Origin of the sequence: Nocardioides sp. NPDC057767 (assembly GCF_042798275.1) — a bacterium.
Classification (GTDB): domain Bacteria; phylum Actinomycetota; class Actinomycetes; order Propionibacteriales; family Nocardioidaceae; genus Nocardioides.
The window spans coordinates 12,661-28,165 of sequence record NZ_JBHVKJ010000037.1 but is presented as its reverse complement, the minus strand read 5'-3'; the positions used below and the strand labels follow the sequence as shown (position 1 = coordinate 28,165).

General features: G+C 69.6%; 18 protein-coding genes. 15 read left to right on the top strand and 3 right to left on the bottom strand.

The window, feature by feature from the left end; all coding sequences use genetic code 11:
• Window positions 1–26: 26 nt before the first annotated feature.
• The 9 genes from ACFVDI_RS19080 to ACFVDI_RS19040 all read left to right on the top strand — a co-directional run bounded on the left by ACFVDI_RS19080 (window position 27) and on the right by ACFVDI_RS19040 (window position 9,627).
• Window positions 27–1,010, top strand: coding sequence for a helix-turn-helix transcriptional regulator (locus tag ACFVDI_RS19080; RefSeq protein WP_378908096.1), 984 nt, complete (start codon window positions 27–29; stop codon window positions 1,008–1,010).
• On the top strand, window positions 1,007–2,065 hold the full coding sequence (locus ACFVDI_RS19075) for a helix-turn-helix transcriptional regulator (RefSeq protein WP_378908094.1): 1,059 nt from the start codon (window positions 1,007–1,009) through the stop codon (window positions 2,063–2,065). The genes ACFVDI_RS19080 and ACFVDI_RS19075 overlap by 4 nt, the downstream gene beginning before the upstream one ends.
• A 39-nt stretch (window positions 2,066–2,104) precedes the next feature.
• Window positions 2,105–2,398, top strand: a complete 294-nt coding sequence (gene tatA, locus ACFVDI_RS19070) for a twin-arginine translocase TatA/TatE family subunit (RefSeq protein WP_008356628.1) — start codon at window positions 2,105–2,107, stop codon at window positions 2,396–2,398.
• 8 nt (window positions 2,399–2,406) lie between these two features.
• Window positions 2,407–3,252: a twin-arginine translocase subunit TatC gene (gene tatC, locus ACFVDI_RS19065; RefSeq protein ID WP_378908088.1), complete on the top strand. Its 846-nt coding sequence runs from the start codon at window positions 2,407–2,409 to the stop codon at window positions 3,250–3,252.
• Between the two features lie 16 nt (window positions 3,253–3,268).
• Window positions 3,269–4,180 (top strand): diacylglycerol kinase, encoded by a 912-nt coding sequence (locus tag ACFVDI_RS19060; RefSeq protein WP_378908085.1) that lies wholly within the window; start codon window positions 3,269–3,271, stop codon window positions 4,178–4,180.
• A gap of 43 nt (window positions 4,181–4,223) precedes the next feature.
• Window positions 4,224–7,004, top strand: coding sequence for a DEAD/DEAH box helicase (locus ACFVDI_RS19055; RefSeq protein ID WP_378908083.1), 2,781 nt, complete (start codon window positions 4,224–4,226; stop codon window positions 7,002–7,004).
• 74 nt (window positions 7,005–7,078) lie between these two features.
• Complete coding sequence (locus ACFVDI_RS19050; protein WP_378908081.1) at window positions 7,079–8,200, top strand: ferrochelatase; 1,122 nt, start codon at window positions 7,079–7,081, stop codon at window positions 8,198–8,200.
• Window positions 8,201–8,225: 25 nt separating this feature from the next.
• Window positions 8,226–9,071 (top strand): inositol monophosphatase family protein, encoded by an 846-nt coding sequence (locus tag ACFVDI_RS19045; protein ID WP_378908079.1) that lies wholly within the window; start codon window positions 8,226–8,228, stop codon window positions 9,069–9,071.
• A 265-nt stretch (window positions 9,072–9,336) separates the two neighbouring features.
• Window positions 9,337–9,627, top strand: a complete 291-nt coding sequence (locus ACFVDI_RS19040) for a DUF4193 domain-containing protein (RefSeq protein ID WP_378725909.1) — start codon at window positions 9,337–9,339, stop codon at window positions 9,625–9,627.
• A gap of 95 nt (window positions 9,628–9,722) precedes the next feature.
• Here the strand turns inward: ACFVDI_RS19040 and ACFVDI_RS19035 are convergent, their stop codons facing one another.
• Both ACFVDI_RS19035 and ACFVDI_RS19030 read right to left on the bottom strand, forming a co-directional pair.
• Entirely contained in the window at window positions 9,723–10,043 is a 321-nt protein-coding gene (locus ACFVDI_RS19035) for a DUF4235 domain-containing protein (protein WP_378908077.1), read from the bottom strand.
• A gap of 35 nt (window positions 10,044–10,078) precedes the next feature.
• The gene (locus tag ACFVDI_RS19030; RefSeq protein WP_378908075.1) at window positions 10,079–10,537 is read right to left on the bottom strand and encodes a DUF3093 domain-containing protein; all 459 of its coding nucleotides are present in this window, start codon (window positions 10,535–10,537) and stop codon (window positions 10,079–10,081) included.
• A gap of 73 nt (window positions 10,538–10,610) precedes the next feature.
• Between ACFVDI_RS19030 and dut the strand changes: the two genes are divergently transcribed.
• From dut to ACFVDI_RS19000, 6 genes are all read left to right on the top strand, one after another.
• Complete coding sequence (gene dut, locus ACFVDI_RS19025; protein ID WP_378908072.1) at window positions 10,611–11,063, top strand: dUTP diphosphatase; 453 nt, start codon at window positions 10,611–10,613, stop codon at window positions 11,061–11,063.
• A gap of 52 nt (window positions 11,064–11,115) precedes the next feature.
• The gene (locus ACFVDI_RS19020; protein WP_378908070.1) at window positions 11,116–11,778 is read left to right on the top strand and encodes a DUF3710 domain-containing protein; all 663 of its coding nucleotides are present in this window, start codon (window positions 11,116–11,118) and stop codon (window positions 11,776–11,778) included.
• Window positions 11,779–11,785: 7 nt separating this feature from the next.
• On the top strand, window positions 11,786–12,157 hold the full coding sequence (locus ACFVDI_RS19015; RefSeq protein WP_378908068.1) for an OB-fold nucleic acid binding domain-containing protein: 372 nt from the start codon (window positions 11,786–11,788) through the stop codon (window positions 12,155–12,157).
• Window positions 12,158–12,168: 11 nt separating this feature from the next.
• On the top strand, window positions 12,169–12,915 hold the full coding sequence (locus tag ACFVDI_RS19010) for a DUF3159 domain-containing protein (RefSeq protein ID WP_378908065.1): 747 nt from the start codon (window positions 12,169–12,171) through the stop codon (window positions 12,913–12,915).
• A gap of 72 nt (window positions 12,916–12,987) precedes the next feature.
• Complete coding sequence (locus ACFVDI_RS19005; protein WP_378908063.1) at window positions 12,988–13,509, top strand: cell division protein FtsQ; 522 nt, start codon at window positions 12,988–12,990, stop codon at window positions 13,507–13,509.
• A gap of 79 nt (window positions 13,510–13,588) precedes the next feature.
• A complete protein-coding gene (locus ACFVDI_RS19000) occupies window positions 13,589–15,043 on the top strand; it encodes a PepSY-associated TM helix domain-containing protein (protein ID WP_378908061.1) in 1,455 nt (484 codons plus the stop codon).
• A gap of 9 nt (window positions 15,044–15,052) precedes the next feature.
• Here ACFVDI_RS19000 and ACFVDI_RS18995 read toward each other — a convergent pair whose 3' ends face one another.
• On the bottom strand, window positions 15,053–15,463 hold the full coding sequence (locus ACFVDI_RS18995; RefSeq protein WP_328530436.1) for a transcriptional repressor: 411 nt from the start codon (window positions 15,461–15,463) through the stop codon (window positions 15,053–15,055).
• Window positions 15,464–15,505: the final 42 nt, after the last annotated feature.

Here is a 15,505-nt window from a genome sequence, read left to right as displayed (position 1 = left end):
AGAGTCTCTAGGGGGAGAAACACACCGTGGCGGCGGGTAAGACCGAGCGGTTGATGAACCTGCTCATCATGCTGCTCGTGCAGCGTGACAACGTGTCGAAGGAGCGGATCCGCGAGGTCCTCTACCCGTCGTCGCACGGTGAGGCGTTCGAGAAGATGTTCGAGCGCGACAAGGAGGAGCTGCGCAGCCTCGGTGTGCCCATCGAGACCGGGGTGATCGACACCTTCTTCGAGGACGAGATCGGCTACCGGATCAGCCCCGAGCAGTTCGCGCTGCCGCCGATCACCCTCGAGGCCGACGAGCTCGCCGTGGTGGCCCTGGCCACCAGGGTCTGGGAGAACGCCTCGATGGCGGAGGCGACCACGGAGGCCGTACGCAAGCTCAACGCCGCCGGGCTCGAGACCGACGTCTCGGCGCTGGAGATCGTGCAGCCGCGGCTGACCGCGGAGGAAGGCTCCTTCGACGTCTTCGTGGCCGCGACCCAGGACCGGCAGATCGTCGAGTTCGACTACCGGGGCTCGCGAGCGGCGGAGCCCTCTCACCGGCGGCTGCAGCCGTGGGGTGTGGTGCGCTACTCGGGCCGTTGGTACGCAGTGGGCCACGACGTCGACCGCGACGACACCCGCATCTTCCGCCTCTCCCGCGTCCTGGGGGAGGCTCGGGCGGTCGGCGAGTTCGATGCCTTCGAGGTCCCGGCCGAGGTGGACGTACGCGATATCGCACGAGACCTGGCGCCGGCCCCGCCCACGGGGAAGGCCGTCCTGCTGCTGCGGCAGGGGAGCGGCTACACCCTGCGTCGGGCGGCCGACTCCATCGAGTCCGGTGTGACCGGTCCCGACGGCAGCGACGTCTGGGACCGGGTGGTGCTGACCCGCGTGCCCGCCGACCTGGTCGGAGCGGTGCTGGGCCACGGCCCCGACGCCTACGTCGAGGAGCCCGAGGACCTGCGTCGCGAGGTCGCGGCCCGGCTCGAGCGTCTGGTCGCGCGCCTGGACGGAGTCTCGCGATGAGCGGCAACACCGGCGCCAAGGGCCAGGTCGGGCGGTTGCTGACGCTGGTGCCCTACCTCTACTCCCAAGCCGACGACGTACGCCTCGACAAGGCTGCCGCCGACCTCGGTGTCGAGGAGAAACAGCTGGTCAAAGACCTGCAGGTGCTCTTCATGTGCGGGCTGCCCGGCGGCTACCCCGACGACCTGATCGACGTCGACATCGACGCGCTGACCGAGCCCGACGGCGACCGGGTCATCCGGATCTCCAACGCCGACTACCTCGACCGCCAGCTGCGGCTCACCCCGATCGAGGCGACCGCCGTGATCGTCGCGCTGCGTGCCCTTCGGGGTGGAGCGGTGAGTGCCGAGACCAAGGAGGTCGTCGACCGCACGCTGGCCAAGCTCGAGCAGGCGGCCGCCGAGGGCGCCGCGGGGAGCGTGGATCCCGGCGAGGAGTCGATCGACACCTCGCTCGTCCAGATCCACGCCGCGATCGCGACCGCGATCGACCAGGGCCGCCAGATCCGGATCGACTACTGGGTCCCGGCGCGTGACGAGGAGTCGTCCCGGGTCGTCGATCCGCGTGCGCTCGTCTCGATCCGCGACATCGAGTATCTCGACGCCTGGTGCCACCGGGCCGAGGCGCCGCGCAGCTTCCGGCTCGACCGGATCCGGGGCGCCGAGGTGCTCGACACGCCGATCGCGGTGGCTCCGGAGACCGAGGAAGGTGCGGACCCTGCGACAGGCTCGGGACAGCGTCTCGACCGCGAAAGCGGGGTGCTGCTGCGTACGGACTCCGGCACCGTCGTCCGGGTGCGGCTGGCGCCCGAGGCGCGCTGGGTCGGCGAATACTACGCGGTGATCGACCCCGTGGAGCTGCCGGGCGGCGGGCTCGAGGTGGGACTGCGCGTCTACGACCAGCGCTGGCTCACCCGGCTGCTGCTTCGACTGGCTCCCTATGCTGAAATCGTCGAGACCGAGGACAGTCGGCAGACACAGACACGCACAGAGTTCACTGAATCGTTTGCCGCGACTGCACGTCAGGCCCTCGGCCTGTACCGTTCGAACGCGTAGACTTCAAGCGTTCCCCCTATGACGTAGATGAGGTATTTCATGTTCACTCCATTGATCGGTATGCCGCAGGGAGCCGAGTGGCTCATCATCTTGGCGATCGTGATCCTCGTCTTCGGCGCCGCAAAGCTTCCCGAGCTCGCCCGCGGCACCGGTCAGGCGCTGCGCATCTTCAAGACCGAGACCAAGGGTCTTCGCGACGAGGACGAGAAGGAGAAGGGCGAGAAGGTCGAGAAGCCGGCCGAGCTCACCGCCTCCGAGAAGGAGCGCATCGCCGAGCTCGAGCGTCGTGAGGCCGAGATCAAGGCCGAGCGCGAGCGCCTCTCCGGCAACTGAGGCCGACATTGTCCATCGCCGGTGTTGTCGCGATTCTTCGCGGCACCCCCAAGCACGCCATCGGCGACGACGGCCGGATGGCGCTCTCCGACCACCTGCGCGAGCTCCGTGCGCGGGTGATCAAGGCATCGCTGGCCCTGGTCGTCGGTTTCATCGTCTCGCTGTTCTTCTTCGAGCAGCTCTTCGACCTGGTCATGGACCCCTACCTCAAGGCCGTCAAGATGATGGACCAGGAGGGCGGTGCCGCCTCCCTGAGCTCCGTCAACGGCGCCGCGGGCGGCTTCATGCTCTACCTGAAGCTGTGCGGTTTGGCCGCACTGATCGGCACCGCGCCGATCTGGCTCTACCAGATCTGGGCGTTCCTGATGCCGGGCCTGCATGCCCACGAGAAGAAGATGTCGCGGATCTTCGTGGCCGTCGCCGGCCCGCTCTTCCTCGTCGGCGTCCTGCTGGGCTACGTCACTCTCCCCAAGGGCCTGGAGATCCTGTTCGCCTTCGTCCCCGACGGTCTGACGAACATCGTCGAGTTCAGTGAATACCTCAGCTTCCTGAGCCGCACGCTCCTGGTCTTCGGCATCGCCTTCGAGATCCCTGTCTTCGTGATCCTGCTCAACCGGATCGGGGTCCTGCCCGGCGCCGCGCTGGGCAAGTACCGTGCCTGGATCATCGTCGGCTCCTTCGTCTTCGCCGCGGTCGCGACCCCGTCGGGTGACCCGTTCACGATGACGATCATGGCCGGCCCGATGGTTGTCCTGTTCGGCATCTCCGAGGTCATCGCCAGGGCCCACGACAAACGGAAGGCCGGCAAGCGCAAGGACCTGATCGGGGATCCCGACGTACCTTCGGTGATCTGACCATTAGTCTTCACCCGTGACGCGCCAGATCGCTCTGCTCGCCAACCCCACCGCCGGTCGCGGCAACGCCGACCAGATCCTCGACGCGGTGACCGCCCGCCTCGCGGCTTCGGGAGCCGAGGTCGAGCACCTCATCGGCGACGACGCCGACCACGCGCTCGAGCTGGCACGCAAGGCGGTTGCCGACGGGGTCGACACGGTGGTGACCCTCGGCGGTGACGGCATGGTCCACGTCGCGGTCCAGGCGCTGGCCGGCACCGAGGTCAGCCTCGGCGTCGTCCCGCTCGGCACCGGCAACGACTTCGCCCGGGCGCTCGGTATCCCCACAGGTGATCCGCTGGCCGCGGCCGAGGTGGTCGCGCGTGACAACCTCCGCCGCATCGACCTCGGTCGCACGGTGCACGATGCCTCGAGCTCCGCTTCGGCGCAGACCTGGTTCGCCACGGTCCTGGCCGCAGGCTTCGACGCGGCGGTCAACGAGCGGGCCAACGCGATGCGCTGGCCCCACGGCGACCTCCGCTACACCCTCGCCGCCCTCTCGGTGATCCGCAGCTGGACGCCGGTGCCCTACCGGCTCGAGATCGATGGTGTGGTGCGAGAGCAGGAGGCGATGCTGCTGGCGATCGCCAACACCGAGTCCTACGGCGGTGGCCTCCGGATCGCAGCGGAGTGCGATCCCGCCGACGGTTTGCTGGACGCGATCCTCATCAAGCCGGTCTCGCGGCTGGAGTTCCTGCGAGTCTTCCCGGGCGTACGCCAGGCCAAGCACCTCACCCATCCGGCCTTCGAGCGCATCCGGGCCCGCCGAATCACGGCCTCCGCGCCGGGCGTGATCGCCTACAGCGACGGCGAGCGGCTCGGGCCGCTGCCGCTCGAGGTCGAGTGCGTCCCGTCCGCTCTCGGCGTACTGGTGCCGCCGCGCGACTGAGCCCAGCGTCTCGCTGTCGGTGTCGATCGATAGGCTCGGCACCATGGACGCCTCGCCAGCGGAGAAGTACGCCGCTTACAAGCGTGACAAGGACTACCCCGTCTTCCGGGACTTTGCCGCGCTCTACGATTTCGGGCTCGACGAATTCCAGATCCAGGCGTGCAAGGAGATCGAGGACGGCAAGGGCGTCCTGGTCGCCGCACCGACCGGTTCGGGCAAGACGATCGTCGGCGAGTTCGCCATCCACCTCGCGCTCGCCACGGGCCGCAAGGCGTTCTACACCACGCCGATCAAGGCGCTCTCCAACCAGAAGTACAACGACCTGGTCAAGCGCTACGGTCCCGACCAGGTCGGCCTGCTGACCGGCGACAACGTGGTCAACGGCGAGGCGCCGGTGGTGGTGATGACCACCGAGGTGCTGCGCAACATGCTCTACGCGGGGTCGCACACCCTGATGGGGCTCGGCTTCGTGGTCATGGACGAGGTCCACTACCTCGCCGACCGCTCCCGCGGCGCTGTCTGGGAGGAGGTCATCATCCACCTGCCCGAGTCGGTCTCGGTCGTCTCCCTGAGCGCCACCGTCTCCAACGCCGAGGAGTTCGGCGAGTGGCTCACCACGGTGCGTGGCGAGACCACCACGATCATCGAGGAGAAGCGGCCGGTGCCGCTCTACCAGCACGTGATGGCCGGTCGCCGGATCATGGACCTCTTCGCCTCCTCCGACGTCGACGCGGCGGCCGGGTTCGTCAAGGAGGGCGCCCCGGTCAACGGCGAGCTGATGAAGCTGGCGCGCGACGACTGGGCGGCCGGACGGATGACGGACCGGCGTACGCCCAAGGACAGGCGCAAGGGCAACGGCAACCGTCGAGTCGGCAACGGCCGGCGCGTCTGGATCCCTTCGCGGGTCGAGGTGATCAACGCCCTGCAGCGCGACAACTTGCTGCCGGCGATCAACTTCGTCTTCTCCCGGGTCGGCTGCGACGCGGCGGTCCAGCAGTGCATCCAGGCCAACCTGCGGCTGACCACGCCCGACGAGCGCGACGAGATCTTCGCCTACGTCGAGGAGGCCTGCGCGGATCTGCCCGACGAGGACCGGCACGTGCTCGGCTACCACGACTGGGTGGACGGGCTCACCCGTGGTGTCGCGGCTCACCACGCCGGGCTGCTGCCGGCCTTCAAGCAGGTCGTCGAGGAGCTGTTCCTCCGTGGTCTGGTGAAGGCCGTCTTCGCCACCGAGACGCTCGCGCTCGGCATCAACATGCCGGCTCGCACGGTGGTCATCGAGAAGCTGTCGAAGTGGAACGGCGAGGCCCACGTCAACCTCTCGCCGGGTGAATACACCCAGCTCGTCGGCCGCGCGGGGCGACGGGGCCTGGACGTCGAGGGCCACGGCGTCGTGCTCTGGCAGCAGGGGCTCAACCCGCGCGAGCTCGCCGGCCTCGCCTCGACGCGTACGTATCCGCTGCGGTCCAGCTTCCGGCCGTCCTACAACATGGCGGTCAACCTGGTGCACCAGTTCGGCCGGGCGCGCTCGCGCGAGCTGCTGGAGCAGTCGTTCGCGCAGTTCCAGGCCGACAAGGCGGTCGTCGGGCTGGCCCGCCAGGTGCGCAAGGCGGAGGACGCCCTCGACGGCTACCAGGAGGCCGCGACCTGCGACCGCGGTGACTTCATGGAGTACGCCGCGATCCGCCGCAAGATCTCCGACATCGAGAAGTCCTCCTCCCGTGAGCGGCGCGCCGACCGTCGCGAGGAGATCATCGAGTCGCTCTCCAAGCTGAAGATCGGTGACGTCATCGACGTGCCGACGGGCAAGTTCGCCGGCTATGCCGTGATCGTCGACCCGGGCTTCGACCCCGACGGCCCGCGCCCTTACGTCGTCACCCAGGACCGGCAGGCCCGGCGGCTGGCGATGATGGACTTCAACGTCCCGATCGCCGCCCAGACCCGGCTGCGGGTGCCGAAGTCGTTCAACGGCCGCAACCCGCAGATGCGCCGCGACATGGCCTCCCGGCTGCGGGAGAAGACCCGCGACCTGCGTCCGGTGCCCTACGAGGCCTCGCCGACCGCCCGCAAGGAGCGCAAGAGCTCGGTGGAGACCCAGATCTCCGAGCTGCGGCGCGAGCTGAAGATGCACCCGTGCCACGACTGCCCCGACCGCGAGGACCATGCCCGCTGGGCCGAGCGCTGGTTGAAGCTCTCGCGCGACACCGACACGCTGCGGCGCCGGGTGGAGGCGCGCACCAACACGGTCGCGCGCACCTTCGACCGGGTCTGCGACGTGCTGGTCGCGCTCGACTACCTCGAGGGCGAGACCGTCACCGAGCGCGGCACCCACCTGATGCGGCTCTACTCCGAGATGGATCTGGTCGCCGCCGAGGCGCTCCGCGAGGGCCTGTGGGACGACCTGACCCCCGCCGAGCTCGCGGCCGCCCTCTCGGTGCTGGTCTACGAGGCCCGGCGCGCCGACGACGCCACCCCGCCCCGCCTCCCCGGCGGCCGGGTCAAGGACGTCATCGCCGAGACCGTGCGTCTCTGGGGCCAGCTCGATGCCCTCGAGCGCGACCACAAGCTCGACTTCCTCCGCCAGCCCGACCTCGGCTTCGCCTGGGCCGCCTACCGCTGGGCCGAGGGCGACGAGCTCGACGACGTCCTCAGCGAGGTCGAGCTCGCCGCAGGTGACTTCGTCCGCTGGGTCAAACAGCTCATCGACCTCTGCGGCCAGGTCGCCGACGCCGCCGGCGACGCGCCGCTGCGGCGTACGGCCCGGCAGACGATGGATCTGCTCAAGCGGGGTGTCGTGGCGTACTCCTCGGTGGTGGAGTAGCCCCGCTGGTCGACACGCTCGGCCGCAGGCGGCCTAGCGGCTCGACCAGCGGGAGGGATGAATATGATGGGCGGGTGGATGTCTCTCCTTACGATGCCCTGCTGTTCGTCTCTTTCGGGGGGCCGGAGAAGACCGAGGACGTGGTGCCCTTCCTGGAGAACGTGACCCGGGGGCGGGGGATCCCGCGGGAGCGTCTGGTCGAGGTCGGGCAACACTACTTCGACCGCGGCGGGAAGTCGCCGATCAACGACCAGAACCGGGCCTTCCTGGCGGCGCTGCGCAGCGACCTGGCCGAGCACGGGATCGATCTGCCGGTCTACTGGGGCAACCGCAACTGGGACCCCTACCTGAGCGACACGGTCGCCCAGATGCGGGCCGACGGGATCAAGCGGGCAGCGGTCTTCGCGACCAGCGCCTACTCCTCCTACTCCTCGTGCCGGCAGTACCGCGAGAACCTCTTCGAGGCGTGCGACACGACCGGTGGCGTGGAGAGCGCGCCGGTGCTGGACAAGCTGCGGCGCTACTACAACCACCCGGGCTTCGTGGCGCCGGTCGTGGACGGCGTGGTCGCCTCGATCGAGGACCTCCCCGAGGGCGAGCGCGACAGCGCCCGGATCCTGTTCGTGACCCACTCGATCCCGACCTCGATGAACGACAACGCCGGCCCCGACGGCAACGCGTACGTCGCCCAGCACCTCGACGTCGCCGGCGTGATCGCCGACCAGGTGGCCGAGCGGCGTGGGGTCACGCACGAGTGGGACCTCGTCTACTGCAGCCGCTCCGGCGCCCCGCACATCCCGTGGCTCGAGCCGGACGTGAACGACCACCTCGAGGAGCTCGCGGGCAAGGCCCCCGAAGATGGGGGGAGCAGCGCTGTGGTGATGTGCCCGGTCGGCTTCGTCTCCGACCATATGGAGGTCGTCTACGACCTCGACACCGAGGCCTTGGCCACTGCGGAGAAGCTCGGGATCCACGCGCGTCGCAGCCCGACGGCGGGGGAGGACCCGCGCTTCGTGGCCGCCGTACGCGACCTGCTCCTCGAGCGCGCCGCTGCGGAGCGTGGAGAGGCCCCTGAGCGGCTCACCGTCGGCGACCTGGGCCCCGGCCCCGACCGTTGTCCGGTGGGCTGCTGCTTCAACCAGCGGTCGCAGCTGCAGACCCTGTCCGGTGAGGACTCGCCCCAGTACTCCGAGTGATCGCGCGCGGCATAGGGTCGGCCCCATGACAGATCATTCCGCCCCGAAGCCCGGAGACCTGCTCGCGCTCGCGGTGGCGACCGCCCGTGCGGCCGCCGACCTGGTCCGCGAGCGGGCTGCCGGCGTGGTCGAGGTGGCGGCCACCAAGTCCACCGCGACCGATGTCGTCACCGAGGCCGACCGGGACACCGAGGCGCTGATCCGGCGGCTGATATCCCAAGATCGTCCCCAGGACGCCTTCTTCGGTGAGGAGGGGGAGGAGACGGCCGGCACCAGCGGCGTGCGTTGGATCGTCGACCCGATCGACGGCACGGTCAACTTCCTCTACGGCCTGCCCCGCTACGCCGTCTCGATCGCCGCCGAGTACGCGGGCGAGGTCGTCGCCGGAGCCGTCGTCGACGTGTCCGCCGGAACCCTCTACGCCGCCTTCCGGCAGCCCGACGGATCGGCGGCCGCGGTCAAGGACGGCGAGCCGGTCACGGTGCGCCCGCCGGCCGAGCTCGGGCAGCGTCTGATCGCCACCGGCTTCTCCTACGACGCCGCTCTTCGGCGGATCCAGGCCGAGGCGCTGGTGCGCTTCCTGCCGGCCGTGCGTGACGTTCGTCGCATCGGCTCGGCGGCCCTGGACATCTGCGGAGTGGCCGAGGGGACCCTGGACGGCTACCTCGAGGAGGGCCTGCACCTGTGGGACCACGCCGCGGCCTGTCTGGTCGCCGAGGCGGCGGGAGCGCGATGGGAGGCGACGACCGGTGTCGGCGGTCGTCGATTCGTCGTGGTCGCACCGGCGCACGGCTACGATGAATTGCGGAAAGCGGCTGTTCAGGCCGGTTTTCTGCCAGTTGACTCGCTCCCGGGTGTCGTACCCGACTGAAAGCCGCTGGTTGATGTAGATCTATGACCGGCCGGCGGCCGGGAAGGCCCCGGAGCCCCGTCGGCACAGCCGCGTTCACCCACCCGAAACTCGCTGCTCATCCATACCCGTGATAGGGAATACCGCCAGATGACAGAACGTTTCGGCGACGCGGTTCCGATTGAGTGTGCGAAATGCACGTGAATAGTGCACAATCACGGGCCGTGCCGCTGCCCTCGGGGGCGCGCGGGGGGACTGAAGATGAGTGAGAAGGGGAGTGGCGCAGATGGCGACGGACTACGACGCACCGCGTAAAAATGAAGAGGACCAGTCCGAGGAGAGCATCGAAGAGCTCAAGGCTCGTCGTCATGACAAGAACTCGGGCAAGGTTGACGAGGACGAGGCCGAGGCGGCCGAGTCGTTCGAGCTCCCGGGAGCCGACCTCAGCCACGAGGAGCTCGCGGTCGAGGTGAAGCCGAAGCAGGAGGACGAGTTCACCTGTATGAGCTGCTTCCTGGTCCATCACCGCAGCCAGCTGGCTGACGAGAAGAGAATGATCTGTTTTGACTGTGCGTGATGTGCAGTCGAAAGTCGCCGACTCGGCGGAAAGCCCGACGTAAGCCGGGCTGACAAGCAGAAGGCCGCACGGAATCCGTGCGGCCTTCTGCTATCTCAGGATGGGTCCTTCTCCAGCTGCTTCGGCAATCGACCGACCGACTTCACGTAGTAGTTGGCTGCGCGCCGCTGGGCGAACATCCGCGCGAGCGCAACGGTGGCACCGGTGGCGGCCGACCAGAGCACGGCCTCCACGAGGCGTACGTCGGGGTCGGCGGGGTTGGCCGGTGGCTGGCGTCCGGTGGACGCCTTCCAGCCGGATGAGAGGACCTTGTTGGTGACCTTGGCGGCCCCGATTCCGCTGACGAGGGCCATGATCGCCCAGACCTTGTCGCCCTTCGCTCCAGAATCAGACCCAGCCTTGTTGGACTTGGACATGTCTCGAGCCTAGGCCATGCCCACGAGGATGGGTCTCAGAGACTCGCTCGGAGCGCGTTGACCGTCTTGGCGAGCGCCACCGGGTGTCGGGTGAAGAGCAGCCAGTAGGGCGTCGGGTCGGCCGGGTCCTCGATCGTGACCCGCACGGCGCGCTTGAGGTAGGGGCGCAGGAGCAGGTAGGCTCTCGCGTCGGCGTCGCGGCCCGCGAGGTGGTGGGAGTCGAGCTCGTCGAGCGCGACCGCCTCGCCGAGGAAGCGTGCCTCGATGCGCGCCGGTCCGGCGCGCAGGACGCCGTCGGCGATCGTGATCTTGGCGTTGCCGTAGACGATCATCGCCAGCGCGAACAGACCGACGATCGCGGCCGTGATGCCCCAGGCGAGGGCGGCCGGAACCCACAGGATGACCGCGATCCACAGGGTTGCCAAGAACATGACGCCCTGGACCCACCACCTCAGCGGCACGGTCAGTCGCTCGTCGTACGCCGGGGTGCTCACGAATCGTGAGTTTTTCACGCCGGTCAAGCCAGTCACGAATCGGGTGAGCCGTAAAGCATCTAAGGTGCGGGTTGTGTCTGATCTCGAAGTGGCCCTGATGCGTCTCGACCCGGAGCTGCCTCCACCTGCCTACGCCCATCCGGGAGATGCCGGAGCCGACCTCCGCACGACGGTGGACGTGAGCCTCAAACCGGGGGAGCGCGCCCTGGTGCCGACCGGGATCGCGATGGCGCTGCCCGCGGGCTACGTCGGCCTGGTGCACCCCCGATCCGGCCTGGCCGCCAAGCACGGGCTCTCCATCGTCAATGCCCCCGGCACCGTCGATGCCGGCTATCGCGGCGAGGTGAAGGTGGCGTTGGTCAACCTCGACCCCGTCGAGCCCATCGAGCTGCGCCGGGGCGACCGTGTCGCCCAGCTGGTGATCCAGCGTGTCGAGCAGGCTCGTTTTGTCGAGGTCTCCGAGTTGCCCGACTCCGTCCGTGGGGATGGGGGATACGGTTCTACAGGGGGCTTCTCCAGCCGCTGAGCGATCAGTGTTAGATAAGTCTCCTCCGAGATCCACCCCAACCTGAAAGCAGATGGTCGTGAAGTTCCGTCGCAAGTCCACGCCCTCCCACCGGGGAGAGCCGTCTGCATCGGTCGGCGAGCGGCCCATGGCCGACGAGCGGCCGGCGCCGGCCGCTCCCGAGATCGGCCCGTTCGACATCGACTCGGCCCCCGAGGGGCTGATCACCGACGACTGGGTGGACCTCGGCTCGATGATGCTCGCCCCGGCTCCGGGCAAGGAGCTGCGCCTCCAGGTGGACGACAAGTCCGGCCAGATCGCGGCCGTGATGCTGACCGCGGACGACGGTGCCATGGAGCTGCGCGCCTTCGCCGCGCCCCGCGACGGCGACCTGTGGACCGAGTCGCTGCCGATGCTGCGCGAGGACGTCCAGCAGCGTGGCGGCGCGACCGCCGACCTGCAGGGTCCGTGGGGCACCGAGCTGATCACCCAGATGAAGGTCAAGCTGCCCGACGGCCAGCCGGCCGTCCAGCAGACCCGCATCATCGGCGTCAACGGTCCGCGCTGGATGCTCCGCGCCACCATGCTCGGCCGCCCGGCGATGGAGCCGACCGCCGGCAAGGAGTGGGAGCGGCTCCTCGAGCACGTCGTCGTGCGCCGCGGTGCCGAGGCGAAGCCGAAGGGCGAGGCGCTCGAGGTCAAGCTGCCGCCCAACGCGCGCCGTGTCGAGAATTGAGCCCGTAGTGTCCAAGGGTCGCCTGCGCGCGAAGCTCAGCGAGTGGGCCAACACGGCTTCGATCGACGCGAGCGAGATCCGAGCGGCGTACGTCGCCAAGGATGTCGCCTCGATCGCCGACGCGCCCGACCGTGAGACGGTGCGTCTGCGTGGGACTCTGCGTACGATCACGCTGCGACCTCGCGGAGGCGTCCCGGCGCTGGAGGCCGAGCTGTTCGACGGCTCCGGCACGCTGACGCTCATCTGGCTGGGTCGCAGGCGCATCGCCGGCATCAACCCAGGCAGGTCGCTGCAGGTGCAGGGCCGCATCGGCCGCACCGACGGCCAGCGCATCATGTTCAATCCCCGCTACGAGCTGATTCCGGACCCCAACGAATGAGCCAACCACACGTGAGTCCCACCTCTGAGACCCCTGCCGGCGACGGTCAGGCCGGCGAGCACCACGACCACAACCATCCGACGGTCGACACCGTCGAGGCGGTCGTACGCCGCCAGATGTCCGCCGGGCTCGGCGGTGTGCGCGGGATGCTCGAGGCCGGCGTGCCCGGGCTGGTCTTCACCATCGCCTGGCTGGTGGTCAAGGACCTCAAGGTCGCGCTGATCGCCTCGGCGGCGACCGCGGCGATCTTCCTGGCCGCGCGGCTCGTGCAGCGCTCCAGCCTGCAGTACGTCGGCAACGCCATCTTCGGCATCCTGATCGGCTTCGCCGTGGTCCGCCTCGCCCAGTCGATGGGCGGATCGGCCGAGGAGCAGGCGCTCGCCTACTTCCTACCCGGCATCCTGATCAGCCTCGGCTACACCGTCGTCGTCGGTGGCCTCTGCCTGATCGGCTGGCCGATCTTCGGCTTCTTCATCGGTGTCGCCAGCGGCGACCCGCTCGAATGGCACCAGGACAAGCAGATCGTGAAGCTCTGCACCCGACTGACCTGGCTCTTCCTGGCTCCCGGTGCGATCGGCGTGGCCATCCAGGGCCCGATCTGGTTCCTGGCCTGGAGCGGTGCGATCGACCGGGACTGGGCGATCCTCGCGCTCGGCATCCTCCGCACCGGCCTCGGCTGGGCGCTGCGGATCGCCTGCTACGGCACCATGATCTGGCTCCTGGCCCGCAACCACACCCCTGTTCAGCAGGCGAAGTGATCAACGGGCTCTGAGAGCCCCTTCTGGAGAGCCCCTTCTCGGGAAACGGTGCTGCGGGTGGAGCTGCGAGTGGTGAGGCCGACACGCGGAAGCGTGTGGCTCTCGCTGCTCGCCACGCTCGAGATCACCACCGGCGCGACGCTGGCTCACCTGGCCGCCGGTGGCGCGATGCCGGGCGCCGGCTGGCTGGCCGCCGCGGCGCTCGCCGTCTTCGGCACCGGCGTCGTGGTGCTGCAGCGCCGGGTCGGACTCCTCGGCGGCGCGGTCGTGGCGGGCCTGTCCCAGCTCGGGCTCCACGAGGTGTTCGCGGCGTTCTCGGCGGCCCCGGGCGCCGGGCACCAGCACGCCCTCGGCACCCCGCTCGGCGCGGAGGGCGGCTCGATGCTCCTGGCCCACACCTGCGCCGCGGTGCTCTCCGTGGTCGCCTGGGTGCTGCACCGCCGTGCCCTCGCCGTGGTCGTACGCAGCCTGCCGGTGCCCCGGGTCGTGGTCGCCGGCCGCCTGCTCGCCGAGACCGGCCGGTTCGTCCCGCGACCGGTGCTGTGGGCCGATGTCTCTCCGCGAAGGGGACCGCCGAGGCCGGCCGGCCTCTGAGATCCCTCTGCGAGCACCACCGGGTGAGACCCGGTGGCTGCCTTGCGTACCCCGAAATCTGCGAGAAGAGACACCTCGAATGACCGTTCCCGTCCAGTCCCAGCCCGCACCGCCGGCCGATCAGCGCGGCGCGCCGGAGCCCACCTCGTCGGAGCCCACCCAGCCGGGCCATCGGCCCGGCTGGTGGCCGGTGATCCGCCCGCTCGTGCTACGGCTGCACTTCTACGCCGGGGTGCTGGTCGCCCCGTTCATCCTGGTCGCCTCGGTGACCGGGCTGCTCTACACGATCGCTCCGCAGGTCGAGCAGATCGCCTACCACGAGCTGACGCATGCCACCCCGGCCGGCGAGGCGGTCCCGCTCGCCGAGCAGGTCGCCGCCGCCCGGGCCACCCACCCCGACGGCGCCGTGACCCGGGTCGACGTCCCCGACGCGGCCGACCGCAGCACCCGGGTGGTCTTCACCGACGAGACCGTCCCCGCCGACTACGACATGTCCGTGTTCGTGAACCCCTACTCCGGCCAGGTTCAGGGCCAGGTACGCAGCTACGGGCAGTGGCTGGGCTTCCGGGCCTGGCTCGACGAGCTGCACCGCAACCTCCACCTGGGTGCCTTCGGCCGCCACTACAGCGAGCTCGCGGCCAGCTGGCTGTGGGTGGTGGCGCTCGGCGGACTGATGCTCTGGCTCGGCCGATGGCGTCGTGACCGGCGGGTCCGGCGGCTGGTGCTGCCCGACCCCGAGACCACCGGACGTTCCCGGGCGATGTCGTGGCACGCCGTCATCGGGGTGTGGCTCCTGCTGGGCGTGCTGGCACTGTCGGTCTCCGGGCTGACCTGGTCACGCTTCGCCGGCGCCAACATCGGCGAGGTGCGTACCGCGCTGTCGTGGACCGAGCCGACGCCGGCCACGTCGCTGCACGGCGGCGCGGCCGCCGAGCGCGCTCACCACGGCTCGTCCGTCGCCGCCACGGGGGATCCGGACGCGGTCTTCTCCGAGGGTGCCGGCATCGACGGCGTACTCGACACCGCGCGGGACGCCGGTCTGGGCGATCCGCTCTACCTGGTGCCTCCGGCCGATCCGGGCAGCGCCTGGACGGCGGCCGAGAACAAGCGCGACTGGCCCACCCGCTACGACGCGATCAGCGTGGATCCGGCGACCGGCGAGCAGCTGGACCGGGTCGACTTCACCGACTGGCCGCTCATGGCCAAGCTGACCGACTGGGTCATCGGCGCGCACATGGGCATCCTGTTCGGTGTGCTCAACCAGCTGGCGCTGGCGGCGCTCGCGCTCGGGCTGATCGCGGCGACGCTGCTCGGCTACCGGATGTGGTGGCTGCGGCGCCCCCGCGGTGCCAGCGCCCTGAGGCTCGGCAGACCCGCGCCACGCGGTGCCTGGCGGCGTCTGCCCTGGCCGGCCATGGTGGCTGTCGTCACGATCGCCGCGGTGGTCGGCTGGTTCGTACCGATGCTCGGGGTGACCCTCATCGGGTTCCTCGTGGTCGACGCTGCGATCGGCGCGGTGCGCAGCCGCACCTGATCAGGTGACTCAGGCGGCGCAGGCGGCGCAGAGGCCGAAGATCTCCACGGTGTGGTTGACGTCGGTGAAGCCGTTCTGCGCCGCCACCTTGTCGGCCCAGGTCTCCACGGCCGGTCCTTCGATCTCCACGGCCTTGCCGCAGCTGCGGCACACCAGGTGGTGGTGATGGGTCGTGGAGGCGTCGCCGCACAGCCGGTAGGTGGACTCACCGTCGGGCTTGTGGATCACGTCGGCGAGGCCGTCGTCGACGAAGATCTGCAGGTGGCGGTAGACCGTGGAGAGGCCGATCTTCTCGCCGTTGGCTCGCAGCGTGGCGTAGACGTCCTGGGCGCTGCGGAAGGTGTCCTCGGCGGCGAGAGCCTCCTTCACCGCGGCGCCCTGGTTGGTTGCGCGCCGCTTGACCTGCTGGGTTGGTGCCATGAGCGCCATGTTAGTCGGTATCGGTATGGATCCCGTGTTCAG